24 protein-coding genes are annotated in these 24,775 nt (G+C 37.3%); 14 read left to right on the top strand and 10 right to left on the bottom strand.

Annotated elements, in window-relative coordinates; translation table 11 throughout:
- The first annotated feature begins 33 nt into the window (after positions 1–33).
- The 4 genes from KG732_RS03105 (at position 34) to KG732_RS03090 (ending at position 4,084) form a co-directional block, all read left to right on the top strand.
- Positions 34–942, top strand: coding sequence for a zinc ABC transporter substrate-binding protein (locus KG732_RS03105; protein ID WP_213520915.1), 909 nt, complete (start codon positions 34–36; stop codon positions 940–942).
- The gene (locus KG732_RS03100; RefSeq protein WP_213520914.1) at positions 942–1,679 is read left to right on the top strand and encodes a metal ABC transporter ATP-binding protein; all 738 of its coding nucleotides are present in this window, start codon (positions 942–944) and stop codon (positions 1,677–1,679) included. Before KG732_RS03105 ends, KG732_RS03100 begins: the two co-directional genes overlap by 1 nt.
- A gap of 138 nt (positions 1,680–1,817) precedes the next feature.
- Positions 1,818–2,930, top strand: a complete 1,113-nt coding sequence (locus KG732_RS03095) for a metal ABC transporter permease (RefSeq protein WP_213520913.1) — start codon at positions 1,818–1,820, stop codon at positions 2,928–2,930.
- Positions 2,927–4,084, top strand: a complete 1,158-nt coding sequence (locus KG732_RS03090; RefSeq protein WP_213520912.1) for a metal ABC transporter permease — start codon at positions 2,927–2,929, stop codon at positions 4,082–4,084. Before KG732_RS03095 ends, KG732_RS03090 begins: the two co-directional genes overlap by 4 nt.
- Before the next feature lie 244 nt (positions 4,085–4,328).
- Here the strand turns inward: KG732_RS03090 and tnpA are convergent, their stop codons facing one another.
- The 3 genes from tnpA to KG732_RS03075 form a co-directional block, all read right to left on the bottom strand.
- Complete coding sequence (gene tnpA / locus KG732_RS03085; RefSeq protein WP_213520911.1) at positions 4,329–4,589, bottom strand: IS200/IS605 family transposase; 261 nt, start codon at positions 4,587–4,589, stop codon at positions 4,329–4,331.
- A gap of 271 nt (positions 4,590–4,860) precedes the next feature.
- Positions 4,861–5,628, bottom strand: a complete 768-nt coding sequence (locus KG732_RS03080) for an enoyl-CoA hydratase-related protein (RefSeq protein ID WP_213520910.1) — start codon at positions 5,626–5,628, stop codon at positions 4,861–4,863.
- Positions 5,629–5,826: 198 nt separating this feature from the next.
- Positions 5,827–6,360: a ComF family protein gene (locus tag KG732_RS03075; protein ID WP_367271474.1), complete on the bottom strand. Its 534-nt coding sequence runs from the start codon at positions 6,358–6,360 to the stop codon at positions 5,827–5,829.
- 198 nt (positions 6,361–6,558) lie between these two features.
- Between KG732_RS03075 and KG732_RS03070 the strand changes: the two genes are divergently transcribed.
- The 3 genes from KG732_RS03070 (at position 6,559) to KG732_RS03060 (ending at position 10,529) form a co-directional block, all read left to right on the top strand.
- Positions 6,559–7,440, top strand: coding sequence for a hypothetical protein (locus KG732_RS03070; RefSeq protein ID WP_213520909.1), 882 nt, complete (start codon positions 6,559–6,561; stop codon positions 7,438–7,440).
- 221 nt (positions 7,441–7,661) lie between these two features.
- Positions 7,662–9,206, top strand: a complete 1,545-nt coding sequence (locus tag KG732_RS03065; protein ID WP_213520908.1) for a glycine--tRNA ligase — start codon at positions 7,662–7,664, stop codon at positions 9,204–9,206.
- A 735-nt stretch (positions 9,207–9,941) separates the two neighbouring features.
- The gene (locus KG732_RS03060) at positions 9,942–10,529 is read left to right on the top strand and encodes a CvpA family protein (RefSeq protein WP_213520907.1); all 588 of its coding nucleotides are present in this window, start codon (positions 9,942–9,944) and stop codon (positions 10,527–10,529) included.
- A gap of 765 nt (positions 10,530–11,294) precedes the next feature.
- Here the strand turns inward: KG732_RS03060 and KG732_RS03055 are convergent.
- Entirely contained in the window at positions 11,295–12,167 is an 873-nt protein-coding gene (locus tag KG732_RS03055) for an AraC family transcriptional regulator (RefSeq protein WP_213520906.1), read from the bottom strand.
- Between the two features lie 191 nt (positions 12,168–12,358).
- Between KG732_RS03055 and hemA the strand changes: the two genes are divergently transcribed.
- The 3 genes from hemA to KG732_RS03040 all read left to right on the top strand — a co-directional run bounded on the left by hemA (position 12,359) and on the right by KG732_RS03040 (position 15,502).
- A complete protein-coding gene (gene hemA, locus KG732_RS03050) occupies positions 12,359–13,609 on the top strand; it encodes a glutamyl-tRNA reductase (RefSeq protein ID WP_213520905.1) in 1,251 nt (416 codons plus the stop codon).
- A 310-nt stretch (positions 13,610–13,919) separates the two neighbouring features.
- On the top strand, positions 13,920–14,873 hold the full coding sequence (gene hemC, locus KG732_RS03045) for a hydroxymethylbilane synthase (protein ID WP_213520904.1): 954 nt from the start codon (positions 13,920–13,922) through the stop codon (positions 14,871–14,873).
- Between the two features lie 95 nt (positions 14,874–14,968).
- Positions 14,969–15,502 carry a 3-hydroxyanthranilate 3,4-dioxygenase gene (locus KG732_RS03040; RefSeq protein ID WP_213520903.1) on the top strand — a complete coding sequence of 178 codons (534 nt, stop codon included), beginning with the start codon at positions 14,969–14,971 and terminating at the stop codon, positions 15,500–15,502.
- A 71-nt stretch (positions 15,503–15,573) separates the two neighbouring features.
- Here the strand turns inward: KG732_RS03040 and KG732_RS03035 are convergent, their stop codons facing one another.
- The 4 genes from KG732_RS03035 to pheS form a co-directional block, all read right to left on the bottom strand.
- A complete protein-coding gene (locus KG732_RS03035) occupies positions 15,574–16,098 on the bottom strand; it encodes a fasciclin domain-containing protein (RefSeq protein WP_213520902.1) in 525 nt (174 codons plus the stop codon).
- A gap of 257 nt (positions 16,099–16,355) precedes the next feature.
- Positions 16,356–16,754, bottom strand: coding sequence for a hypothetical protein (locus tag KG732_RS03030; RefSeq protein WP_213520901.1), 399 nt, complete (start codon positions 16,752–16,754; stop codon positions 16,356–16,358).
- On the bottom strand, positions 16,751–17,170 hold the full coding sequence (locus KG732_RS03025) for a GTPase (RefSeq protein ID WP_213520900.1): 420 nt from the start codon (positions 17,168–17,170) through the stop codon (positions 16,751–16,753). The genes KG732_RS03030 and KG732_RS03025 overlap by 4 nt, the downstream gene beginning before the upstream one ends.
- A 109-nt stretch (positions 17,171–17,279) precedes the next feature.
- Positions 17,280–18,299, bottom strand: a complete 1,020-nt coding sequence (pheS, locus tag KG732_RS03020; protein WP_213520899.1) for a phenylalanine--tRNA ligase subunit alpha — start codon at positions 18,297–18,299, stop codon at positions 17,280–17,282.
- Between the two features lie 506 nt (positions 18,300–18,805).
- Between pheS and KG732_RS03015 the strand changes: the two genes are divergently transcribed.
- From KG732_RS03015 to KG732_RS03005, 3 genes are all read left to right on the top strand, one after another.
- Positions 18,806–19,747 (top strand): SPOR domain-containing protein, encoded by a 942-nt coding sequence (locus KG732_RS03015; protein WP_213520898.1) that lies wholly within the window; start codon positions 18,806–18,808, stop codon positions 19,745–19,747.
- Between the two features lie 443 nt (positions 19,748–20,190).
- Positions 20,191–21,264: a CNNM domain-containing protein gene (locus KG732_RS03010; protein ID WP_213520897.1), complete on the top strand. Its 1,074-nt coding sequence runs from the start codon at positions 20,191–20,193 to the stop codon at positions 21,262–21,264.
- 25 nt (positions 21,265–21,289) lie between these two features.
- On the top strand, positions 21,290–22,030 hold the full coding sequence (locus KG732_RS03005) for a hypothetical protein (RefSeq protein WP_213520896.1): 741 nt from the start codon (positions 21,290–21,292) through the stop codon (positions 22,028–22,030).
- A gap of 186 nt (positions 22,031–22,216) precedes the next feature.
- Here KG732_RS03005 and KG732_RS03000 read toward each other — a convergent pair whose 3' ends face one another.
- On the bottom strand, positions 22,217–22,768 hold the full coding sequence (locus tag KG732_RS03000) for a hypothetical protein (RefSeq protein ID WP_213520895.1): 552 nt from the start codon (positions 22,766–22,768) through the stop codon (positions 22,217–22,219).
- Between the two features lie 112 nt (positions 22,769–22,880).
- Positions 22,881–24,179, bottom strand: a complete 1,299-nt coding sequence (locus tag KG732_RS02995) for a cystathionine gamma-synthase family protein (protein WP_300980281.1) — start codon at positions 24,177–24,179, stop codon at positions 22,881–22,883.
- A 136-nt stretch (positions 24,180–24,315) separates the two neighbouring features.
- Here KG732_RS02995 and KG732_RS02990 point away from each other — a divergent pair, with 136 nt between their 5' ends.
- Positions 24,316–24,744, top strand: a complete 429-nt coding sequence (locus KG732_RS02990; protein WP_213520893.1) for a hypothetical protein — start codon at positions 24,316–24,318, stop codon at positions 24,742–24,744.
- The last annotated feature ends 31 nt before the right edge of the window (positions 24,745–24,775 follow it).

Here is a 24,775-nt window from a genome sequence, read left to right as displayed (position 1 = left end):
TTTCGCGAAAGCGAAACAATAAAATAAAATTTCATGAAAAAAATAATGTGTCTCTTAACAGTATTAGTACTGATAAGTTGTGGAGATAAAAAAGAAGAAAATGGCAAGCTCAAGGTAGTCACTACCACTACGATGATTACAGATCTTGTGGAGCATATAGGTGGCGATCTGATTGAAATAAATGGTCTGATGGGTAGTGGTATAGATCCGCATTTATACAAAGCCAGTCAGGGAGATTTTAGAAAACTCGACCGAGCAGATGTTATTTTTTACAATGGCTTACACCTAGAAGGCAAACTGGTAGAGGTTTTTGAAAAGATGAACGAACAAGCAAAAACCACCATTGCGATAAGCGACGGAGTAGCAGAAAACACCTTAATAGGCAGTGAGTATTTTGCAAGTAATTACGATCCGCATATATGGTTTGATTTAGCTTACTGGAACGATATTAGCGTTTATGTAACTAAAAGGCTTTCAGAATTAGACCCAGAAAATGCAGCAGCTTTCGAAGTAAATCGAGATGATTATTTAAAGAAATTAAAAGAGCTCAAAATAGATCTGGACAAAAAGATAGAAGAGTTGCCTAAAGAAAAAAGAATTCTCGTTACCGCTCACGATGCTTTTAATTATTTTGGGAGAACCTTTGACTTTGAAGTAGTCGGGCTCCAAGGAATTTCTACAGCAACAGAAGCTGGTGTAAAAGATGTACAGCGCATTACGGAATTTATTATCGAGAATAAGATTAAAGCCATTTTTATAGAAAGTAGTGTTCCGAGACGTACGGTAGAAGCTTTACAAGCGGCTGTAAACGCACAGAATCATGACGTTATCATAGGTGGGGAGTTGTTTAGCGATGCCTTAGGAAGTGCCGGAACAGCAGAAGGAACCTATATTGGAATGTATAAACACAATGTGAACACGATTGTAAACGCACTTAAATAATGGGAGAAAAAATAGCTGTTGCAGTAGATGACCTTACCGTAGCTTATAACTACAAGCCCGTACTTTGGGATATAGACCTTTCTATTCCAGAAGGCGTGTTGATGGCTATTGTAGGTCCTAATGGTGCAGGAAAGTCGACGTTGATCAAGGCTATTCTTGGTATTATCAACCCAATTGCTGGTTCTGTTTCTATTTATGGAAAACCTTATAACAAGCAACGGGATAAGGTGGCGTATGTGCCTCAAAAAGGCAGTGTAGATTGGGATTTCCCAACGACGGCATTAGATGTAGTGATGATGGGAACCTACGGAGCACTGGGATGGATCAAAAGGCCAGGGGCTAAACAAAAAAAGCAAGCCCTAGAAGCATTGGAAAAGGTAGGGATGTTAGCTTTTAAAGGAAGGCAAATCTCACAACTTTCTGGTGGCCAGCAACAACGTATTTTTCTCGCAAGAGCATTGGTGCAACATGCCGCCATTTACTTTATGGACGAGCCATTTCAAGGAGTAGATGCGACTACTGAAATTGCGATTATCAATATTTTAAAGGAATTGCGAAAAGCTGGAAAAACGGTCATCGTTGTGCATCACGATTTACAAACGGTACCTGAGTATTTTGATTGGGTGACGTTCTTAAACGTAAAACACATCGCAACTGGTCCAGTAAAAGATATTTTTAATGATGATAATTTGACCAAAACCTATGGGATCAATTATAAAGTAGCAGTACAAAAATAGATAGGAGTTCAGAAATTCTTTTGATAAGGTAAAATAATTGTAATCGTCTCGCTTTCGCGAAAGCGGAACAGCAATAAATAACATACATAAATGGAAGACTAAACTTGATTTTAGTTTTCTTTTTGATTTTGATTTTAAATGGAACTAACAGATTTCTTTACCGATTATACCCTACGCACCATTACACTGGGAACAGCAGTTTTGGGAGCTATTTGTGGTATGTTAGGAAGTTTTGCGGTATTGAGAAAGCAAAGCCTTTTAGGAGATGCTATTTCTCATGCGGCCTTACCTGGAATTGCCTTAGCATTTTTGTTTACAGGTCTTAAAGATTCTAATGTGTTGCTTTTAGGAGCACTCATCAGCGGCCTAATTGGTACCGTTTGGATACGTGGAATCGTGACTAAAACACATTTAAAAACAGATACGGCCCTGGGATTGATATTGAGTTTGTTCTTTGGGTTTGGTGAGTTGGTATTGAGTTATTTAAAAAAACAACCAGATGCAAATCAAGCAGGGCTAGATAAATATTTGTTTGGTCAAGCAGCGACCTTGGTAGAAAGTGATGTGATGCTCATGGTTATTGTCACCGGAATTAGTCTTGCGGTGATGTTGTTGTTTTGGAAAGAATTTAAGTTGTTGCTATTTGATAAAAATTATGCGTCTACATTAGGCTTTAACACCCGTTTTATAGACGGCCTGATCAGTTTTTTTATTGTTCTTGCCATAGTGATAGGGTTACAAACCGTAGGTGTTGTATTGATGAGCGCTATGTTGCTCGCTCCTGCTGCAGCCGCAAGACAATGGACCAACAGTCTTGGTATGATGGTGTTGCTAGCAGCTGTATTTGGTATGTTTTCAGGAGTTTTTGGAACAGCGATAAGTGCCACTTATAACAACCTCTCTACAGGCCCGGTCATTGTGCTCGTCGCGGCGGTTTTTGTAGTGATTTCTTTTATCTTTTCTCCGGGTCGTGGAATATTATTTAAACAAATACGATTGATAAGAAACCGTAGAGATTTAGAGCTTAAAAAAACACTGTACTTTATGTATGGTATCGTTGAAAAACACGAAGATATTTCCAGACCTCATGCTATTAGAATCCTGAACAGTTTTCAAGGTTTTACTAAAGGTACGTTACGGGCACTTGCCGATAAGAACTGGATAGAAATTAAAGGTCAGGATTGGTCTCTTACAGAAGAAGGGTTTGAAACGGCCCAAAACTTATACAATACTAATATTCCAGAGTCATGAATTCAGAGCTAGCCATTATATTGATTGCTTGTCTTACTTCGGTCGCATGTGCCATACCTGGAGTATTTCTAGTATTGCGTAAAATGGCGTTGATAAGTGATGCGATCAGCCATTCTATTCTACCTGGTATTGTCATTGGTTTTTTTATAACAGAAGACCTTGCTTCACCTTGGTTGATCTTATTAGCTGCCTTTAGCGGTATTATAACCGTTGTTCTTGTAGAAGCCATACAGAAAACAGGATTGGTAAAAGAAGATACAGCCATCGGGCTGGTTTTCCCAGCTTTGTTCAGTATTGGAGTGTTATTGATCGCTATTTATGCCAGCGATATTCACCTGGATGCAGACGCTGTTCTTGTAGGAAGGCTGGAGTACGCTGCTTTTGATCAATTGATGATTGGAAATGAGAGCTATGGGCCCAAAAGCATGTGGACTATTTCTACTACTTTATTGATCACCTTAGCACTGCTTTTTGCTTTTTATAAAGAACTAAAACTAAGTACATTTGATATAGGGCTATCGTCTGCTTTAGGCTTTTCTCCTGTTTTGATGCATTATGGGTTGATGAGTATAGCTTCGGTAACTACTGTGGTTTCTTTTGATGCCGTTGGAGCTATTTTGGTAGTTGCTTTGATGATTGCACCAGCTGCAGCTGCCTATTTGCTGACCACCGATTTAAATAAAATGATCTTACTTTCTGTACTGTTCGGAATTGTGAGCGCGGTAGGAGGGTATTATTTTGCCGTATGGCTGGACGCTTCTATCAGCGGGTCTATTACTACGGTCTTAGGATTGATATTTTTACTGGTATATCTTTTTGCCCCTTCTAAAGGGTTGATCGCAGTACTCTTCCGACAGAAGAGGCAGCGTATTGAAGTTTCCCTATTGACGTTTTTACTTCACCTGAACAATCACGATAGCGAAGAAGAAAGGAGAGTAGGTCATTTACAAGAACATATCAACTGGGGGAAAGTACGGTCTCAAACCGTTCTAGATTTAGCTGAAAAAAACAACATGATTAACGTTCAGAACCAAGTCGTTTTTCTCACTAAAAAAGGATTGGAATTTACAGAAAAAGCACTGGATTATATCATTACCAATAAGGATGAAAAAATCGAGGACATGAAAAACGATTTCTTTTTGTTTAGAGGATAGATCAGTGGATACGCACGATATATCACAAGGGGCGGAATTAATTCCGCCCCTTGTGATATAAATGATCGAAGATCATTTCAACCAATTGTATTAAAAATTAACCGCTTTCAAATTCATCAATTATAGAATCATTTGCATGATGTGTTTTTTGATTTTGAATGTAACTCCCGATTTTAGGAACTTCTTTAGGGCTTACCGTAAATAAGCCATAGCCTCTTTGCCATGAAAAAGGTTCTAGAAAATCTCAATTTTCATTAATCCATCTAGAGCTAGAACCTTTGATATCCTTCAATATTTTTGAGATGGAAACTAGCGGATTTGCATGAAGAAGAATATGAATATGATCTTCCATTCCATTAATCATGACAGGTTCACATCCTATTTCTAAGCACTTATTCCATAACATTTTATATAAAGAAGCTTGGATTTCTTTTCTCAAAACAGGTTCTCTGTGTTTTGTAGAAAACACCATGTGGTAGTATGCATGAATATTGTTGCGAGACATGTTTTAAAAATAAATAAATTAAATCACGATTACAATTTATCATAAGAGGCGGAATTAATTCCGCCCCTTATGATGTTAAAAAATGATCTTTGATCATTTTTATTTGTTCACAAGCCATTATTAAAGTCAAAATCAAAAGCCTAGTAAGTATGGTTTCATTTTATTCTGTTGTTTTATTATGGTAATTGCAAATGGGAAAATATGGATATCACTAGGGGGCGGAATTAATTCCGCCCCCTAGTGATGTTAAAAAAAAAGATTCTTTATATTTCTAAAACGCTGCCTTGCGTTTTTCTAAAAATGCGGTAGTTCCTTCTGTAAATTGATCTGTGCCAAAACAAGAGCCGAAGTTATCGATCTCTACTTGATACCCATCGGTGCCATCAATATAACCAGCGTTGACCGCATCTATGGCAGCGCTTATGGCCATTGGGCTATTTCTCATGATCTTAGAAGCTAGTTTTTCACAAGTTGGGATCAACTCTTCTAAAGTTACTACATGATTCACCAGCCCGTAGGAATGGGCTGTTGCAGCGTCTATCATTCCTGCCGTCATGATCATTTCCATAGCCCGACCTTTTCCTACCAGTTGAGGTAGACGTTGCGTACCTCCATAACCTGGAATCACTCCAAGGGAAACTTCTGGAAGTCCTAGTTTTGCATTGTCGCTGGCCACTCTAAAATGTGCCGCCATAGCCAATTCGAGTCCGCCACCTAGCGCAAAACCATTAACAGCGGCAATCACTGGTGTAGAACAATTTTCTATCGCATCAAAAAGTGATTCCTGTCCTTTTCCAGCCAGTCTTTTTCCTTCATCTGGAGAGTAATCAGCAAATTCTGAGATGTCTGCTCCAGCTACAAATGCTTTTTCTCCACTTCCTGTCAGTATAATTACTCGAGTATCTACATCTTCTTCAGCTGCAGAAATAGCTTGACTCAACTCTTCAATGGTCTCCTTGTTGAGGGCATTGAGTTTATGAGGTCTATTAATAGTAATCGTAGTTATTTTATTTTCGGTAGCAACTAGAATATTATTCATCAGAAATTGTTTTTATTTTGATTACTTCAAAAATAAAGCAAATTTTACAATGCTTGGTTGATATGAGCTGCTAGTCTTTGAGTCGATGAGCCGATGAGTTGATGAGTCTTTTGAGTTTTTCTGAGCTAGTCATAGATTTAGAAGCTGTCCCCTCTACTAGAGGGACCTCATACAACTAAGCCTGATTCCATTTTACTTTTAAACCGATATGGCCATAGTGGCAATGTATAGTTGAATACCTGGATTTTTGTGTAACTCTTTAGCGCAAAGAGCAAGTGTTGTTCCTGTAGTAATCACATCGTCTACAAGAAGAACATGCGTACCAGGAGCAATCGATTCCATAAGTTTGTAGGGGGATTGGGTCTCGTCACTGCGTTTTACCTGCCCTAACTGAGCTTGGTTGATCGTGTTGCGGCTTTTGATGAGCACGCTTTCGCGAAAGCGGGCCCCCAATGCAATTGCTAGTTCTTTCCCAAAACCATCTACTTGATTATAGCCTCTTTTTGCACGTCGTTGAGGATGCACAGGTACTGGAATTACCAGATCTATTTCTTGAAAAGCTGGATCGTTTTGAAGTGCTGCAGCCAGCCATTTCCCTAGAAATGCACTGACTTCTTCCCGGCCTTGGTATTTCAATTGATGGATCAATTGCTGTACGACTCCTATTTTTTCATAATAAAACAAGCTGGTGGCCGTTTGTACATCTGCGCGAGCAAAGAAGAGTTCTTTCACTTTATCGTCTTTTTCCAAATGATTGAGAGCGATAGGGATTTCAGACCTGCAAGTAGTGCATATCACTTGCTCTCCCGTTGTTAAGCTATGAGTGCAACCCATGCAAACTACAGGAAAGAATAAGTTAATAAAGTCAGAAAACCACGTCAGAACAAATTATTTTATAGATTCGTACGTTATAAAGATAAACAACCCCACATGGCAGAGCAAAAAGACAACCGTATTCTCAAGGTTTTACTAGGAATTTTTATTCTATCCCTTTTAGGATTAGGAGTATGGTCCTACAATACCTATCAAGAAAATGAAGGCATTAAGATCGCATTGAACGATGAAAAAGCACAGATTCAAAAGGAACTCGACAACATCTCATCAGAATATAGCATGGAGATTGAAAAAGGAAATGCACTAAGTGCCGATCTTACCGATGCGAGGGATCGCATTATACGATTGGTGGATAGTGTGAGCAAACTAAAAACCGATCTAAAAGTGATTTCCATATTGCGTAGGGAATTAAGCAATATTAAAAAAGATCGTCAATTACTTCAAGACCGTATCAATACGCTAGAAGTAGTGAATCAGAACCTGGCTTTAGAAAATGAAAACACCTTAGCCGCGTTAAACACCGAGATTATAAAAAGTCAAGATCAAAATTCGACTATAGCTAATCTGAATTCTAACATGGCTCGGGGATCGGCATTGATTCCTGTTAATTTCACTCCGGTAGGGATTATCGTCAGAAACTCTGGTAAACAAATAGAAAATGATAGAGCACGTCGAGTAGACGATATCAAAGTATGTTTTACGCTTCCAGAAAACCCATTAGCAACGGTAGGTGTGACTTCATTTTATCTTCAAGTGATCAATCCAGAGAACAATGTGTTAGGAGCAAATAAAACAGAAGAATTTGACGGTCAGAAGTTGACCTATTCAAAGGTCATCCAATTCAACTACCAGGGTAAAGAACTAGACCTTTGTGAGGTAGTAGGAGTAAATGAAGACAACATTGTAGATGGACGTTATAGAATCAACCTTTATAATGGTCCTGTACTTATAAGTAGCAGCGAGATGACGTTGAGGTAAGCAGGTGTTTATTTCAGTTTCTTTTATGCCCCATTATCTTGTGTTTTAAATCAGCTCATTTATAAACGTCGTGCTTTAAAATAGGATTTTATAAATGCGGGGGATGTTTTTATTAGGATTTTTGAGGCTAGTTAATGGGGATTGTAAGGTTCTCGCTTTCGCGAAAGCGAAATACTTAAAAATAGCTCAACCATTCCAAGGCTTTTTCTATTTTTGCAGCTATGGCAAACAACAACGACGATCAGTTTAAAAAAGTACTCTCCCATGCAAAAGAGTACGGATATGTATTTCAATCTAGTGAAATTTATGACGGTTTAAGTGCTGTTTATGATTACGGACAGAATGGAGTCGAGTTAAAGAAAAACATCAGAGAGTACTGGTGGCAAGCAATGACGCAGCTCAATCAAGATATAGTAGGAATAGATACAGCTATTTTTATGCACCCTACGGTATGGAAAGCTTCTGGTCACGTCGATGCGTTTAACGATCCCTTGATTGATAATAAAGATTCTAAAAAACGCTATCGTGCTGATGTTCTTGTAGAAGATTATTGCGAGAAAAACCTTCAAAAAGCCAATAAAGAGATCGAGAAAGCCGCAAAACGCTTTGGTGAAGACTTTGATGCAGCTATGTACCGTGCGACCAATCCGCGAGTGATGGGTTATATGAAAAATGCCACAGAGCCTACTGCAAGACTGGCTGAGTTGCTTCAAAAAGAAGATTTAGCTGGTGTAAAAGCGCTCATAGAAGAACTAGAAATAGCAGATCCAGATACTGGTTCTAAAAACTGGACGGATGTGCGTCAGTTCAACCTAATGTTCGGCACTAAAATAGGTGCCAGTGCAGACACCGCTACTGAATTATTTTTAAGACCAGAAACAGCTCAGGGAATTTTTGTCAATTTCTTAAACGTGCAAAAGTCAGGTCGTATGAAGATTCCTTTTGGAATTGCACAAACCGGAAAGGCTTTTAGAAACGAGATTGTTGCTCGCCAATTCATCTTCCGCCAGCGGGAGTTTGAACAAATGGAAATGCAATATTTTGTAAAGCCAGGAACCGAATTGGAATGGTTTGAAATTTGGAAAGAAAAGCGCATGGCATGGCATAGATCCTTAGGAATGGGTGATGAGAATTACCGCTTCCACGATCATGAAAAGCTAGCGCACTATGCCAACGCTGCTACTGATATTGAGTTTAATTTTCCGTTTGGTTTTAAAGAACTGGAAGGTATTCATTCACGAACTGATTTTGACTTAAAAGCGCATGAAGAATACAGTGGTAAAAAACTACAGTTCTTTGATCATGAAGAAAACAAAAATTATGTGCCTTACGTTCTTGAAACTTCAATAGGTTTGGACAGAATGTTTCTTGCCGTTTTTTCTAATTCTTTAGTGGATGAAAAATTAGAAGGTGGTGGTGAGCGTACCGTACTCAAATTGCCAGCAGTTCTTGCTCCAGTAAAAGCAGCGATTTTACCTTTATTGAAGAAAGACGGACTTCCAGAAATTGCAAACGAAATCATAGACGAATTAAAATGGTCTATGAAAGTAGCCTATGAAGAAAAAGATTCTATTGGAAAACGTTACGCACGCCACGATTTAAATGGAACCCCTTATTGTGTGACTATAGATCACGACACTAAAGAAGATCATTCTGTAACGGTTAGAGATCGAGATACGATGCAACAAGAACGTGTGGCGATTAAAGAGTTAAAGAATTACTTGGAATCTCGTGTAAGCATGAGTACTTGGTTGCGTAAGATTTAAAATGACAAGACCGACCAGTTGGTGATTAGTAAAAGTTAACCTCAAAGATCTTTGATCTTTGAGGGTTTTTAATTTTGGTGGGGTGAGCAATAACTGTAAAACCCTTTTAGTTGATCACATGCATTGCCACGATCGTCGCCAATACCTATATTCATAAGCACAAGCTCTGTTTTCCCTTTGAAATTAAGGGAAATGTTTTTAGTTGATTTAAATTTTGACCCCTAAAATTCTTTTGATTCCGCAGCCTTTAGAGCTAGGTTTCTCAAAAGCTTTAAAACAGGTAAACTCCTTCCCTTGAGGGAAGGCGGGGATGGGTGTTGGCCATGTATGAAGTAATAAAAAGATAAACTTCCACCCTTTAGGGTTGGGGAACGGAAACAGGAACCCTTTTTGAACTTGAACTTGAATTCGAACTCGAATTTGAACTCGAACTTGAACTTGAACTTGAACTCGAACTTGAGCCTGAATCTATTCTCAAAAACAAGTATAAAGAAAATAGCGGTCCTTTCCTTTGGAAAGGATTTAGGATAGGCCAGAGAACTCGAATTTGAACTCGAACTTGAATTTGAACTTTAAAAACGAGCTCAACTTAAGGTTCTTACTTTAGGGTTGAGGAACGGAAACTATATAAGTTGATAAATTAATAGCTTCCTGTGTAAAACGAACAATGGGCAATTATAAATTCAGTTGTGAAGTGATGAATTAAAAACAGGTAATTTTCCCTAACTTAGCCTTATGAATTGGTTGGACATAATTATTTGTATTGTTTTATTAATAGGTCTTTATAAAGGATACTTGAATGGCTTTTTTGTTGAGTTAACTTCTTTAATTGCTCTTATAGCCGCTATTTATGGCTCGATCTATTTTTCAAATTTTGCAGGTGATTGGTTGCGAGAACAGGTAAAGTGGGATGATGTTTACAGTACCGTCGCCAGCTTTATAGTGACATTCTTAGTGATTATTTTTGTTATCACCTATGTGGGGAAGCTGATTACCAAAGTGATTAAAACCGTTAACCTTAGTTTTATCAATAAAATTGCAGGAGCCGCTTTTGGGCTTATAAAAATGGGCTTTTTAGCTAGTGTGATTTTAATGTTCATCAATTCGGCTAGCGGTGAGTTGAACATTATAAGTAAGGACACTCAAAATAAAAGCATCGTTTATGGGCACATTGAACCACTTGCACCTTTTTTATTGCCTAAAATTCTTGAAGAAGCAGATCGTGTGGATAGACAATTGCGCGGGGATGATGTTAAAGATATGGAGGTAGACCAAGAAGATCTCGAGCAACCAAAAGACTCTACAGGGTTCAGTTTTTTCTAAATTTAATATTTCTACATTTAAGAAATATGTATTTGATGGTGTTTTGATATAGAAAATCACTACCCCTTTACGAGAGGCTATTTTGATCGCTATAATAGGAATTCATGTAAGTATGTACCATAACATTCAAGCTTTAAAAAACCTAGTATCGTCCTGTTGAATATTTTTATAATTGGTAACTACATGATGTTTTTTCAAGAAATTAAGGTCCTATTTGTGTAAGCACTACAGATATTAATAGGCTATTTTATCTAGAATACTTTTAGATACCTATAAAGTGGAACTTCTTAAAACGGTTTTCTATAAGTCTTAACAAGCAATTAACTTTGGGTTGTGATTTTATAGGGAATGTTTTTTTCGATCTTTGCAACTTACTAGAACTATTATATCGGTTAATTGAAACATAGTTGATATACAATTAAACGATTTCAAGAGCGTTTACTAAACCAATTACTTGTGTTCAAGGAACTTTGAAAAATAAATACTATCGGCTTAGGTCGATATAATTTTGGTTGGTTGGAAACCGTCTGTGGAGCTTCTTTGCTTACAGGCGGTTTTTTTTATTTCCTTTCTTAGCCTTTTAAATGCAAGTAAATTTGTAAAAAGTAATAAAAGATGTAAGGGGTTCAATTGATATTGAATTTCAACTAATACAACTCTTTTTCAATTTGAGAAAACTAGTTGAAGCATGCGTGGTAGTTATATTGCACCCTTTTAAAGAGTTAAAAACTATTTGGAATTTCTATTCATTTTTTTAAACTTAAATTATTTAGTAAGATACTTTTTAGGAGTAGTTCCATATTTCTTTTTAAAGGCACTGATAAAATGACTTCCAGTACTGTAGCCTACTTTTAAGCCTACTTCGTTGACATTATACTGGCCGCTGTCGAGCAGTTGTCGTGCGTAATCCATTTTATGGTCTAAGGCAAAACCATAAACGGTAGCCCCATAAACTTCTTTAAATCCTTCTTTTAATTTTTTAAGCGAGAGGCCTATTTCTCGGGAGAGATCATTAAGGGAAGGAGGGTCCGTCAGGCGATCAATAATAATTTCTTTAGCTCGTTTGATCTTGCGCATGTTTTCTTCGTCGGCTAGAAAGGGACAGGCATCTATATTGGCATCTTCCTCAGTGTTAAAATAAAGAGAAAGCAATTCATATGATTTTCCTTTAAAGTACAATTGTTTGATGGTGTCGTTGAGGTTGTAATTCATGAGTTGGTGCAGTGCTACCGCCATAGAGGGCGATATCTTACCATCAACATAGTATTTTTTATCCTTGTTTTCAGGACTTAAAAAGCTCACGTGCTGTGCATCTGGAGAAAAAAGAGAGTGAAATTTTTTGATAGAAATGAGCACAGAAATGAACCAAGTTTGAGGTTCGATATTCAGGTTCATAGGTAAATCTCTTGAGGGATTGTAAAGTAAATACGAGTTTTGTTCCTTTAAATCTAGTTGGTAACTCCCCTCATTAAAAGCCAGTTGCAGATTTCCTTTAAGGCAATAGTGGAATTGCAAAAAACTACGATCTACATGATGTAAAAAGGAGGTTTGATCAGCACGGTCATTTTTTAATCTAATAATGTGAAATCCATCTTCTATAATTGTAATTTCAGCAGCACCTTTAGCGATATTTTCCATAAGCATTCTTATTTAAAACGACTCTAAATAGCGCCTGTTTTGCTTTCGCGAAAGCGATACAAACACCACTAATAGTCGATTCTACAGTTTAATATTGCAAATGTAACTCATAGCGACGAAAAAGGAACCTGTAGCGTTATTTTTAAACTAAAAGCTCCACTAATTTTGCCGACTACTACTAAAAGTAATTTATGGCCGCGGCAGCAGCAATTTATCATACATTTTACGCAATAGGAATCAGCTACCGAAAGGCAGATGCTGAGATGCGTGGTTCCTTCTCCTTAAGCGCAGATGCGATTGATAACTTGTTAGCACAAGCCAAAGCAGAAGGCATTCCATCGCTTGCTGTAATTTCTACATGCAACCGCACAGAGTTGTATGGTTTTGCGCAGCACCCATTTCAGTTGATGACATTATTGTGTGCGCATTCTAATGGAACGGTAGAGGAATTTGAAAAGGTCGCTTATGTTCATAAAAATGAAAAGGCAAACGATCACCTTTTTAATGTAGGCACTGGATTGGACAGTCAGATCTTAGGAGATTTTGAAATTATAGGGCAATTGAAATTGGCTTTTAAGAAATCAAAAGCGCAACAATTGATCAATCCTTATATGGAGCGATTGATTAATGCGGTGATTCAAGCCAGTAAACGGATCAAAACAGAGACTGATTTAAGCAGTGGTGCGACTTCAGTGAGTTTTGCAAGTGTACAATACATCTTAGAAAATTTTGAAAGAAATTCGAGTCAGCGCATCACCTTGTTTGGAACGGGTAAAATAGGCCGTAATACTTGTGAAAACTTGATCAAGCATACCGATAATAAAGAAATTACGTTAATCAATCGCACCAAGAATAAGGCAGAGCTTATTGCTGGTAAATTTGATCTTGTAGTAAAAGATTATGCACAACTAGAAGAACAAATCGCTCAAAGTGATATTCTAATTGTGGCAACAGGAGCACAAAACCCTACGGTTTCTAAAGACTTGATCTGTACGAACAAACCTTTATTAATTTTGGATCTCTCTATTCCTAAGAATGTAAAAGAAGACGTTAGGGAACTTGATAATGTTACCCTTGTGCATCTGGACGAACTTTCAAAAGTAACCAACCGCACAATCGGTAACAGGGAGAATTTTATTCCACAGGCGCATGCGATCATTTCTGAAATTCATACAGAATTTAAGCTTTGGCAGGAATCACGACGTTTTGCACCTACAATGAATGCCTTAAAGACAAAGCTCGCTACACTTAAAGCGGCAGAGATTAAAAGTCATCGCACTAAAATTATAGATTTTAATCAAGAGCAAGCCGACTTTATAGCTGAGCGTATCATACAAAAAATTGCGGGTCATTTTGCAAATCACCTCCGTGACGAAGAAGAAAATACCGAAGAAGCAATAGAGTTATTAAACAAAATTTTCAAGCTAGAACGGGTCATTTGACCATTATCGCAACTCTTTAATAAGGTGCATAATTCTTCAATACCCAGAATTTTCAAAAGTTATTTTTAAAAAAGGAAGGATTATTATGCTTTCGTTAATCTAGCGTCACCAATTTGTTAAAGGCTTTTGGCGTTGGGGGAATTAGTTCTAAGTTGGCTAATAAATCCCAGAGGGTAGTTTAAATCTTTGCTAAGTAACATAGCTCAGTGCCTATTACTTCCCATTATCTTTGTTCTTACAAGTTCTTGGATAAAATGGTATAATGATAAGAGAATCATTAATAACCAGATTTTTTAACAATTGTAAATTTATGTCTAGAATTATAAAAATAGGAACCAGAGATAGTGAGTTAGCGATGTGGCAAGCAAAAACCGTGCAAGCTCAGTTGGAAGCATTAGGGCATCAAACGGTCTTGCATCCTGTAAAATCTCAAGGCGATCTTAATCTTACAGAGCCATTATATGAAATGGGCATTACTGGTATTTTTACCAAAACACTGGACGTGGCTTTGATAAAAGGAGAAATTGATATAGCAGTTCATAGTCTTAAAGACGTTCCTACACAGTTGCCTAAAGGAATGGTGCAGGCTGCAGTTATGGAGCGGGCTTCTTTTAAGGATATTTTAGTCTACAAAAAAGGCTTTCATCCTGATGAGGATATGACCATTGCTACGGGAAGTTTGCGTCGCAAGTCGCAGTGGTTGAATATGTATAGTCATCACAAAGTGGTGGATCTACGAGGTAATGTAAACACAAGATTGTCAAAATTACATAGCAATAAAGACTGGAGCGCAGCAATTTTTGCAAAAGCTGGATTAGACCGTATAGGTTTGCTATCTCAATTGCGGGGCAATTATGGTTTTGAATATACCGATCTAGATAGCTTTATTTCAGCACCAGCTCAAGGTGCTATGATGATTGCTGCTATGAAAGAAAATAAAGACGTACTTCAAGCAGTCTCTGCATTAAACCACCAGCAAACAGCCATTTGTGTGGATATGGAACGCGCCTTTCTTCGCGAGCTGGAAGGAGGATGTACAGCCCCTATAGGAGGCATTGCTACAATTCATAATGGTCAGCTGTCTTTTAAAGGAACCTTGTTGAGTCTCGATGGAAAGCAACGCATCGACGTGAATGATTCCATGCCATGGTTTGATCATATAGAAATGGAAGAATGTCTCGCTTTCGCGAAAGCGCAATCACAAAAAATTCTCTCTCAAGGAGGAGGATTACTAATGGCCGAGATCAAGCAGTCTTTAAAATAGCAAGAGCTTCTGATAAAATTCCTATTCATAGGGGTCAAGAACTTATGATATTTCTGAGAACAATTCCTTACCTTTAAATTTCAAAAGCTATTCAAATGTCTATTCAAGCACCTTTCAATCTTAATAAATGGATAGAAGATCATCGAGATCTTTTAAAACCTCCTGTTGGTAATAAAAATTTGTATAAAGATGCAGGAGACTTCATCGTTATGATTGTTGCTGGTCCTAATGCTCGTAAAGATTATCATTACAATGAAACGGAAGAACTGTTCTATCAATTAGAAGGAGAGATCGAAGTACATATTCAAGAAGACGGGAAAAAGCGAACGATGAAATTAGGTCCAGGGGACCTGTATTTACATCCTTCCAAAGTTCCGCATTCTCCTGTAAGACATGAAAACTCTATTGGTCTTGTTATTGAGCGCAAACGATTAGATTCTGGAGCTATGGACGGTTTGTTGTGGTATTGTGACAACTGTAACCACAAGCTTCACGAGACCTTTTTTGTTTTAGAAGATATAGAGAAAGATTTTTTACCGAGGTTTAAGGAATATTACAGTTCTCAAGAAATGAGAACTTGTGATCAATGTGGTACTATTATGGAAACCGACCAAAGGTTTACGGAGTAAGACACCTATTAAAAAACAAAACCCCAAGTCAAAGCTTGGGGTTTCTTATTCTTAAAACGCAAATTCTCAGGTTACATTTTTGGAAGTAGTACCGTATCAATTACATGAATCACTCCATTAGATTGGTTTAAATCTGCAGCAGTCACTGTTGCGCTGTTTCCATTTACATCAGTTACTATTACATTTCCATCTTCTAAAGATAAGATAAGCGCTCCTCCTGCTACAGTAGCTACAGTTGCTTTTCCATAATTCTTATTGATAAGTCCTATAACATCTTCTGCATTAAATTTTCCAGCAACTACGTGGTACGTAAGCACTCCTGCAAGAGCCGCTTTATTTTCTGGTTGTAATAATGTTGCTACAGTTCCTTCTGGTAATGCATCAAAAGCAGCGTTAGTAGGAGCAAATACCGTAAATGGTCCTTCACCAGTTAAAACACCTACTAAATCTGCAGCTTTTACAGCAGCAACTAGAGTGGTGTGATCTTCTGAGGCTACAGCAGCTTCTACAATGTTAGTGGTTTGTGCAGTAGCAATAGATCCTGTAAAGAAAACCATTGCAATTAGAGCAACGCTCATAAAATTTAAATTTTTCATAATTTGAAATCTTGTTAATTAGTTAGTGATTTATATCTAGCACCTTAGTGCACCAAGCTTCATAGAACTAACCGCGTTTAACTTCGTATTAACGATAAAGAGCTTTTTTTAAGGGAAATTGGGAATTTTGCTGTAAGTGGTTCTTTTAAAAAAATAGGTTCAGGTCCATTTGATTTAGGAAAACACTTTTGATTTCTATAAGGTAAAAAGGTTTTTTATACGGTACATAAGAAAAGAAGAAGGGGTGCAAAAGAGTATTACTTCAATAAAACACCTTCTTGATCCATGACGGGTAAGGTTTTCAACGATTCTTCAGAAATACTAAATGCTGCAGCCGTGTATACGTGGTCGTATAATATAGGGCCTATAAAATAGGTAAGGACAAATTCGTTCTCAAAAGCAAACACTTCTTCCATAATCAGCTCTACTTTTATGGCTGATTTTGCAGCTACTAATTTAAAAGCATGCCTAAAGGTAGAGGTCTTGCGACCATCTTTATGCTTGCCGCGACTCATAATCATTACTGATTCTAGCGGGTCAAGGCTGTCATTGATTAAATATACCAACCAATCATGAGAAGTGAAGTCCTTATTCCATTCCTTAACAATGGCAATATAAACGTCTTTTACTACAGGTATACTAATGTCTTTTTTCATGGGTTCAATCTTTCTTGAATGATTTCAATGAGCGCTTCTGTTTCTGTAATTTGATGTATTTCTTCAGTGCTTAAAAATATATCCATACCAGAATTGGTACCAAAACCATCATTGTAATCCTGTACCTGGTCGCTCACACTTAATATGATGGGATAACTGTAGTTAGGCAACCACTTCGACCAGTAGTGTTTTTCAAACTCATTTCTATGCAGGAATTCTAATTTTAGGAGCGGGTGGGTAGTTGTTAGGCTTTCGCGAAAGCGTACCCATAATTTATTTGCTTTAAACACACCAAAAGTAAGCTCACATAATTGACAAGCGTAAGTGTCTGGGCGGATTATTTTATGGGCACTATCTAGAATCGCATTTAGCGTTCCCGAGTTGGCATTGTAAACAATAATGAGTTTAGAAATCATCTTACCAATTTAATTTTAAAAGGTCATTTAAATGAATCGAATCTCTTTTTGACTTGTGCAATTGAGAAAAAACCAATTCAGTTACGCCACTTTGATGGGAAATAAAAAGTTAAAGTGCGTTAGAGAATTGCTTTAAAAAGCGCACGTCATTTTCAAAAAACATGCGAATGTCGCCTATTTGATATAACAACATTGCGATACGTTCTACACCCATACCAAATGCAAAACCGCTGTATTCTTCAGGGTCTATACCGCAATTAGTCATTACGGCAGGATCTACCATGCCGCAGCCACCTATTTCGAGCCAGCCAGTTCCTTTAGTAATTCTGTAGTCTGTTTCTGTTTTTAGGCCCCAATAAATATCAATTTCTGCACTAGGTTCTGTAAAAGGAAAATAGGAAGGTCGCAAGCGTATTTTAGATTTACCAAACATCTCTTGAGTGAAATATAACAACGTCTGCTTCATGTCTGCAAAGCTCACCTCTTTATCAATGTAAAGGCCTTCTACTTGATGAAAAATACAGTGTGCTCGAGCACTTATCGCTTCATTACGAAAAACGCGGCCAGGAGAAATAGTTCTAATAGGCGGTTTGTTCTCTTCCATATAGCGCACTTGTACACTGGACGTATGGGTTCTTAACAGCACGTCTGGATCTGTTTGTATAAAGAAGGTGTCTTGCATGTCGCGCGCTGGGTGGTGCGCAGGCAAGTTGAGCGCTGTAAAATTATGCCAGTCGTCTTCGATCTCTGGACCTTCACTGACATTAAATCCTATACGAGAGAATACCTCTATGATCTGGTTTTTCACAATAGAAATGGGGTGTCTCGCACCTATTTCCATAGGGTAACCCGTACGCGTAAGGTCACCATAAATCCCAGCTTCTTCTTCTTGAGATGCTACACTTTCTTTAAGAGAATTTATTTTTTCTTTAGCAAGTTCCTTAAGCTCATTAATAGCCTGACCGAAGGCTTTCTTTTGTTCATTAGGAACTTCTTTAAAGGCATCAAAAAAGTCTTTTAACAAGCCTTTCTTACCCAAATATTGTATTCTGAAAGCCTCAATAGCCTCTTTAGAATCGGCTTTGAAGGCTTGTACGTTATCAATATGTTCTTTTACTTTTTCCAGCATGGTCTCCCGTTATAAGGGAGCAAATTTAATCATTTTTAAGGTTCTTTCTAATCATATGTCGTTCTGAATTATCGTTGTTCAGCAGGTACCTCGTTAAGAAAAACACAGTAAAACTACCAAAGCTATGGCATAGCCAAGGAGTTCTTGTATACAAAAATTTGATTTTAAACTTTTATCCATCCTTTTTCAAGGAACCTCTTTCACTAACTGGAAATGGTGTAAAAATCAATTATATAGTAGCCTTGTGCTTAGGCTAGTGAGCCTGCAAAAACTAAGAAAGGAAGCAGTTGCTATACCACCGTCTAAGTAGCGGAGGGTTATAGGAATGGTAGACAACCTTTCTAATGGCATGAACTAATAGGTTTTTTACTGGGTGTATATAGAGAGCTGAAAATGATATAAAGCGGGCAAGTAAGGAATTAGTGAATAATTCTTAAAATTCTTAATAACTAGTTGGTCAAGGTGGCTGATCGTTTTATTTTAATTTTTATGTTTGTATTATGCAAATGCCTTTTTACATATCCGATTTATTGTACCGACAGGAATGTGTCGTTATTCCAGACTTTGGGGCATTTATCTCGCGCCGTGTTCCTGCTCAGCATTTTGCAAGTAGTCATACCATATACCCACCTAAAAAGGGGTTGAGTTTTAATGCTCAAATCACACAAAATGATGGATTATTAGCTAATTATGTAGCTAGTGCCTCACATCTTTCTTATGAAGAAGCCGTTCAAGAAATACGCAATTATGTGCGATTTCTAGATCAGGAAATAGATGATAACGGCTCTGTTACCATTCATAAGGTAGGTAGATTTTCCCGTAATGAAGAAAAGGCATTGCAGTTTACCCCGATGTACTTGGTTAATTATTTACCAGAGGCTTTTGGTCTTTCTTCTCATGAAACTTATGCGATAGATCGCATTCCAGTTGTTCCAGAGGTAGCCTCCAACAAAGAATTGAGTGAAGAGCTTCCTGTTGTGTTAGAAACACAACATGCTACTTCTGGTTCTTGGGTGCGTTATGCTGCGGTAGGTGCAATTCTTTTGGGACTGAGTTACGCAGGTTTTACCGGCTATGTAGTGCAAGTAGAAAAAGATGCCGTAGTTGTAGATCAAATGGCAGAAGAGTTAGTAGATGCTAAAATAGAACGTGCTAGTTTTCTTATCAGTGATCCCCTACCTAAAATTAATATAAGTGTAGCGCCTTTAGAAAGAAACTACCATGTAGTTGCTGGTGCTTTTAGAATTTCTGAAAACGCAGATAAACGCGTCGCTCAATTAAAGCGTAAAGGTTTTGATGCAAAACGCATAGGAGTGAATAAGTATGGTCTTCACAATGTTGCTTTTTCCAGTTTTGTAGAACGTAATGATGCGATTAACGAGCTCAATAAAGTAAGAGCACTAGGTTTTGATAAAGCTTGGTTGTTTACAGGAAAACTGCCTAAATAAAATAGCCCATGTTACTATGATGAACTACCTCCTGCTTCTTCAAGGAGGTCAATTGTAGCTCACCACATTTCGACTTATAGAATAAGATAGTGGGTGCATACAGTCCTTATTTTTAAACAAAAGGATACTGCCAGGCTTCTTGATATGGAAGAAGAGATCGCAACAGAGCCAAAAGGGTACTAAGTGGTTTGAAACAGTTTTTGGAAACAGCTTTATTTCTTACAGTCACAATGACAATACAGCTTCTATTTGGGGGAGCTTGTACAAAGTTATGAGCTTTAATGATGCTTAAAAGACGCCTCTTACTTATACAAATAGTGTTTATTTGATTATTAGAGAATAATTGGAGCGAGTCAATAATAACAGATAAGTAAGTTCTTAGTAACAAATTAATAACCAAAGAAATAGAATAGTCTATTTTTACAAGAGTAAATTAACCAATTATGGGATTACTTGTTATCTATGTAGTCATTTCAATATTCTTTTCTTTTTTATGTTCCATTTTGGAGGCGGTTCTTTTGAGCGTTACTTCGACTTTTATAAAAGTTAAGGAACAAGAAGGGGCTTCTTATATAGGTTCTCTTAAGTTATTAAAAGAGGATGTAGATAAGCCATTGATTGCTATTCTCACCTTGAATACCTTAGCGCATACGGTAGGGGCTATTTTGGTAGGGGTACAAGCGGAAAATATGGTAAGGAGTAGTGGCTATAACAGCAGTTATTTGGGCATTCCTTTCGTGGGAATTGTCTCTGGTATCATGACCTTTTTAATTCTTGTAGTGTCGGAAATTATTCCGAAAACTATAGGCGCTACCTACTGGAAAAGCCTAGCTGGGTTTACCACTGGCGCGTTGAATTTGATGATTTTTCCTTTAAAGTGGTTAGGTATCCTGTGGGTTTTACAGTTAACTACCAAAGCTATAGGGAAAAGTGCTCACATGAATGCGATGACTCGTGAGGATTTTGTGGCAATAACAGAAACTGCTGAGCAGGAAGGGGTTGTGGCACCTAGCGAGGGCCAGTATATTAAAAGTTTGATGAACTTTAATAAGATTGAGGTTAAGGATATTATGACACCTCGATCGGTCATGTTTATGGCTCCTCAAAGCATGAAGATTAAAGTGTTTTTTGAGCAAAATCAAGATTTGAGATTCTCTCGTATTCCTGTTTATGGGGCAAATCGGGATGATATTAAAGGTTATGTCCTTAAAGATCACATCCTAGCAGACATCATTTATGATAAGCCAGCAGATACTTTAGAAGATTTAAGTAGAGAAATAGCTATGGTTCCTGCAAACTTACCCATACCTAAATTATTTGAAACCATGATTGCTACTAAAGAACACATGGCCCTTGTTGTTGATGATTACGGAAGTGTTCAAGGGCTGGCGACTATGGAAGATATTATTGAAACCATGTTGGGTCTTGAAATTATGGACGAAAGTGATAACGTTGAAGACATGCAGCTGCTGGCTCGCAAGAATTGGGAAAATCGAAGTCAACGTTTTATAAAATAATCAATTCTTTAGAGCCAATTTATCAATGATATATTATTACCTCACCATTGCCTTACAAGTATATTGCTGTTATGACGCTTATAAAAACAAAAGAGAGGTCTATTGGTATGCTATTGTTTTATTTCTACCAGTAATTGGTGCGTTGATCTATTTATTTATGAATGTTTTTATCACTAAAGATGCTCAAGAAATAAGCAATGAAATCACCACAGCGATCAATCCTTCTAAAAGGATCAAGGAGCTCATTGAAAAGGTCGAATTTTCAGATACTTTTGCAAGTAGGGTTGCACTTGCTGACGCCTATTTTAAAAGTACAGAGTACCAAGAAGCTCTTTTGAACTATCAAACAGTTCTAGACGGCCCTCACAAAAATGATGTGTATGTCCAAGAACAACTGGTCGTGACATATTACTTTTTAAATAATTATGAGAAGGTTGTGGCAGCAGCAACGTCTCTTAAAGCCAATTCAGAATTCAAAGCCTCTAAAATTTTATTTTATTTAGGGTTGTCTTACAAAGCATTGGGTAAATTTAATAATGCAGAGAAGAGCTTTAAGGCTCTTGATGTGCGTTATTCCAATTATCAAGAGCGATTGGTATTTGCCCAATTTTTATTAGAAAGGGAAAAGCCAAAAGAAGCAAAAGAGTTGATAGAAGCATTGCTTTCTGAGTTCAATTACATGAGTAGTCCAAACAAGAAATTGCACAAGACTACTTTTGCAGAAGTGAAAAAATTGAGTGATGCTATTGTATTGAATCACAAATAAAGGCTGTTTTTTAAGTCTTTATAAGTAGCGACATGAATTAAGGTGGCGTTTTTTAAAATAAAACTTGCCTCTCTCATTTTGAGAACCCTATCATAGTAATGATTACTCATAACTATGCCATTAAACCGTTTTACTCGGGTGATAACTTGTTTGATAAGTTTTATTTGAACACGCAGCTCCTATTTTTTACTTCTTTAAAGACTTTAAAATCTCCTGATAGCTTTTTGTATTCTCGGGATGGGCTTCTAAATATTCAAATACTTGTGAGATCACATTTTTGGAAGCGCCCAATTCTTGAAAAATTTTAATATCCTCATTCCAGTTTTTTAAATTTCCTGTACGAGTAGCAAGGGTTTCTGATAATAAGGTAATGTTCTTTATTTTTAAAAAACCACTAGTCGCTTTTATTTTTTCTATTTGAGTAACTAGATCTTCAAAGCTCAGTTGCTCGAGTTCTTTTTCTTTGGTCATCTTGCGCAACATGGCTGACATGGATTCCATACGGCCAAAAAATTTCACATCAAAATCGTCTAGACCACATTCTTTCAACCTCTCGATTTCTTTCTTTAAGGAAGATTCATCTTGAAAACTTCCATCTATTAGAAAATCTAATTTCTTATCTAATAAGCTGCTGCAATCATCACTTAATGTGGTTGCTGCGCTAATCACATGTTCTTGTGCGGGACTTAAAAAACCAAGACTTATAAACAGTAATAAAAGAGCTAATCTTAATTTCATAGTATAGTAACGGAGCTTATGCAAAGTTCGCATAATTACAATGAAAGAAAGACCTAAAAGAGATTTTTTTCTCAAACAGGCCATTTATAAAAGGCTATGCAGCTCATGGATATTACTCTGCCATGGCATGATCGTTTACAACAACTTGATCTAAGGCTTGAGAAACATCCCATATTAAATCTTCATAATTTTCGACACCTATGGATAATCTTACTAACGCATCTGTTACTCCTATATTTTCTAAGTGTTGCTCGTCAACGCCGGCATGTGTCATGCTTTTAGGATGTTCCGCAAGGCTTTCTGTACCGCCCAGACTCACTGCAAGTTTTACGAGCCTTAAAGAATTGAGAAATTTAAAAGCTTCCTTTTCACCACCTTTAATATAAAAACTAACCATGGCTCCTGGACCAGAGCATTGCTGTTTATAAATTTCGTAATTGCGAGTCCCCTCTTGGATAAGTCCTAAGTATTTAATTTGAGCTACTTTCTTGTGGTCTTTTAAGAAATTGGCTACCTGAATAGCATTAGCTTGCATAGCCTCCATTCTAATTTTCAAAGTTTCTAGACTACGTAACAACATCCAGCCAGTGTGGGGTGAGGCCATGTTTCCTAGAAAGGTACGCAGTGTTTTCACACGCACCATCAACTCGGCACTTCCCAAAACTGCTCCAGCAATCAAATCACTATGGCCTCCTATATATTTAGTAGCGCTATACATCACCAAATCAGCGCCGTGTTTTAAAGGATGCTGCCATAAGGGGCCCATGTAGGTATTGTCCACAGCAACACTTACTTTTTCTTCTGTTTTAAATCGATCTACCACGCGACGCACCATTTCTATATCAATAAGTGAATTGGTAGGATTTGCAGGGGTTTCTAGGTGAACATGAGTTAACCGGTCTGCTTGACCTGAATTTGCAATAGTATCATATAATTCATCTTCTGTCATTTCTGAGGTAAACCCTAACGTATGAACGCCTATTTTAGGTAGGAAATGATTGATAAAATGATCGGTACCCCCGTAAGTAGGAGAGCTAAATAACAATAAGTCTCCAGGCTTTAAAAATTCTAAAAGAACCGTAGAAATAGCACTCATTCCGCTTGAAAATACGGCGCAATCATCTGCTTGATCCCAAAGACGCAGTCTATTTTCTAGTACTTCTAAATCTGGATTGTTAATACGACTGTAAATCAATCCCATTTCTTCACCAGGAAGTTGCTCTCTTTTACCGTACGCCAACTCAAAAAAGGCTTTTCCTTCTTCTGCGCTTTTAAATACAAACGTAGAGGTTAAAAAAATTGGGCATTTTATAGCGCCCTCAGATAATTCTGGTTTATAACCATAAGACATCATTAGACTTTCTGGTTTCATAGATCGATTGCTCATGTTTTGGGTCTTTTGAAGGTGCAAGTTAATTTTTTTTGATACTTCAAACGATTTCGAAGGCTATTTTTATCAACACCTATTTGATAAATGGTTACAAATGCTGATCGCGATAGGTTTAATTTTTACTAACTTTATTTTCTTCTTCTTAAAACCTTGCGTGATGACTTATTCTAATCGACCTAAAATATGGTTCTGGGCTGTTGTGATTATTTTTTTATTATGGAATCTTATAGGATTAGGCTTTCTAACTGCAGAAATACTCGCCCCAGAAGTGGTAACTGATCTTATGAATGAAGAACAGTTAGAACTTTATAATAATAGACCTTCTTGGTATCTTTTTAATTATGGGATAGCAGTATTAACGGGGCTTTTTGCTACTGTAGCCCTACTGTTTAAGCGTAAAATGGCTGTTTTACTTTCATTGATCTCTTTACTATGTATTTTTATTTCTACGGGATATTACATCAGTATTGGAGCCTGGAACATAATGAGTGAGCCAGATCGATTTTTATTTATAACAATTCCTTTATTGGGATTGTTATTATGGGTTTTTGCTCGCAACGTGCGCTTTAAAGGCTGGCTGTCGTAAAAATAAGGTCACTAAAAAGCAAGTTGCTTTT

Source organism: Nonlabens sp., from assembly GCF_018401815.1.
Lineage (GTDB): Bacteria > Bacteroidota > Bacteroidia > Flavobacteriales > Flavobacteriaceae > Nonlabens.
This window is presented reverse-complemented; position numbering and strand designations above follow the sequence as displayed.

What these genes read in the sequence shown, in the direction of transcription:
- KG732_RS03105 (WP_213520915.1), top strand. Translation starts at nt 34, where the DNA reads ATGAAAAAAATAATGTGTCTCTTAACAGTATTAGTACTGATAAGTTGT.
- KG732_RS03100 (WP_213520914.1), top strand. Translation starts at nt 942, where the DNA reads ATGGGAGAAAAAATAGCTGTTGCAGTAGATGACCTTACCGTAGCTTAT.
- KG732_RS03095 (WP_213520913.1), top strand. Translation starts at nt 1,818, where the DNA reads ATGGAACTAACAGATTTCTTTACCGATTATACCCTACGCACCATTACA.
- KG732_RS03090 (WP_213520912.1), top strand. Translation starts at nt 2,927, where the DNA reads ATGAATTCAGAGCTAGCCATTATATTGATTGCTTGTCTTACTTCGGTC.
- tnpA (WP_213520911.1), bottom strand. Translation starts at nt 4,589, where the DNA reads ATGTCTCGCAACAATATTCATGCATACTACCACATGGTGTTTTCTACA.
- KG732_RS03080 (WP_213520910.1), bottom strand. Translation starts at nt 5,628, where the DNA reads ATGAATAATATTCTAGTTGCTACCGAAAATAAAATAACTACGATTACT.
- KG732_RS03070 (WP_213520909.1), top strand. Translation starts at nt 6,559, where the DNA reads ATGGCAGAGCAAAAAGACAACCGTATTCTCAAGGTTTTACTAGGAATT.
- KG732_RS03065 (WP_213520908.1), top strand. Translation starts at nt 7,662, where the DNA reads ATGGCAAACAACAACGACGATCAGTTTAAAAAAGTACTCTCCCATGCA.
- KG732_RS03060 (WP_213520907.1), top strand. Translation starts at nt 9,942, where the DNA reads ATGAATTGGTTGGACATAATTATTTGTATTGTTTTATTAATAGGTCTT.
- KG732_RS03055 (WP_213520906.1), bottom strand. Translation starts at nt 12,167, where the DNA reads ATGGAAAATATCGCTAAAGGTGCTGCTGAAATTACAATTATAGAAGAT.
- hemA (WP_213520905.1), top strand. Translation starts at nt 12,359, where the DNA reads ATGGCCGCGGCAGCAGCAATTTATCATACATTTTACGCAATAGGAATC.
- hemC (WP_213520904.1), top strand. Translation starts at nt 13,920, where the DNA reads ATGTCTAGAATTATAAAAATAGGAACCAGAGATAGTGAGTTAGCGATG.
- KG732_RS03040 (WP_213520903.1), top strand. Translation starts at nt 14,969, where the DNA reads ATGTCTATTCAAGCACCTTTCAATCTTAATAAATGGATAGAAGATCAT.
- KG732_RS03035 (WP_213520902.1), bottom strand. Translation starts at nt 16,098, where the DNA reads ATGAAAAATTTAAATTTTATGAGCGTTGCTCTAATTGCAATGGTTTTC.
- KG732_RS03030 (WP_213520901.1), bottom strand. Translation starts at nt 16,754, where the DNA reads ATGAAAAAAGACATTAGTATACCTGTAGTAAAAGACGTTTATATTGCC.
- KG732_RS03025 (WP_213520900.1), bottom strand. Translation starts at nt 17,170, where the DNA reads ATGATTTCTAAACTCATTATTGTTTACAATGCCAACTCGGGAACGCTA.
- pheS (WP_213520899.1), bottom strand. Translation starts at nt 18,299, where the DNA reads ATGCTGGAAAAAGTAAAAGAACATATTGATAACGTACAAGCCTTCAAA.
- KG732_RS03015 (WP_213520898.1), top strand. Translation starts at nt 18,806, where the DNA reads ATGCCTTTTTACATATCCGATTTATTGTACCGACAGGAATGTGTCGTT.
- KG732_RS03010 (WP_213520897.1), top strand. Translation starts at nt 20,191, where the DNA reads ATGGGATTACTTGTTATCTATGTAGTCATTTCAATATTCTTTTCTTTT.
- KG732_RS03005 (WP_213520896.1), top strand. Translation starts at nt 21,290, where the DNA reads ATGATATATTATTACCTCACCATTGCCTTACAAGTATATTGCTGTTAT.
- KG732_RS03000 (WP_213520895.1), bottom strand. Translation starts at nt 22,768, where the DNA reads ATGAAATTAAGATTAGCTCTTTTATTACTGTTTATAAGTCTTGGTTTT.
- KG732_RS02990 (WP_213520893.1), top strand. Translation starts at nt 24,316, where the DNA reads ATGACTTATTCTAATCGACCTAAAATATGGTTCTGGGCTGTTGTGATT.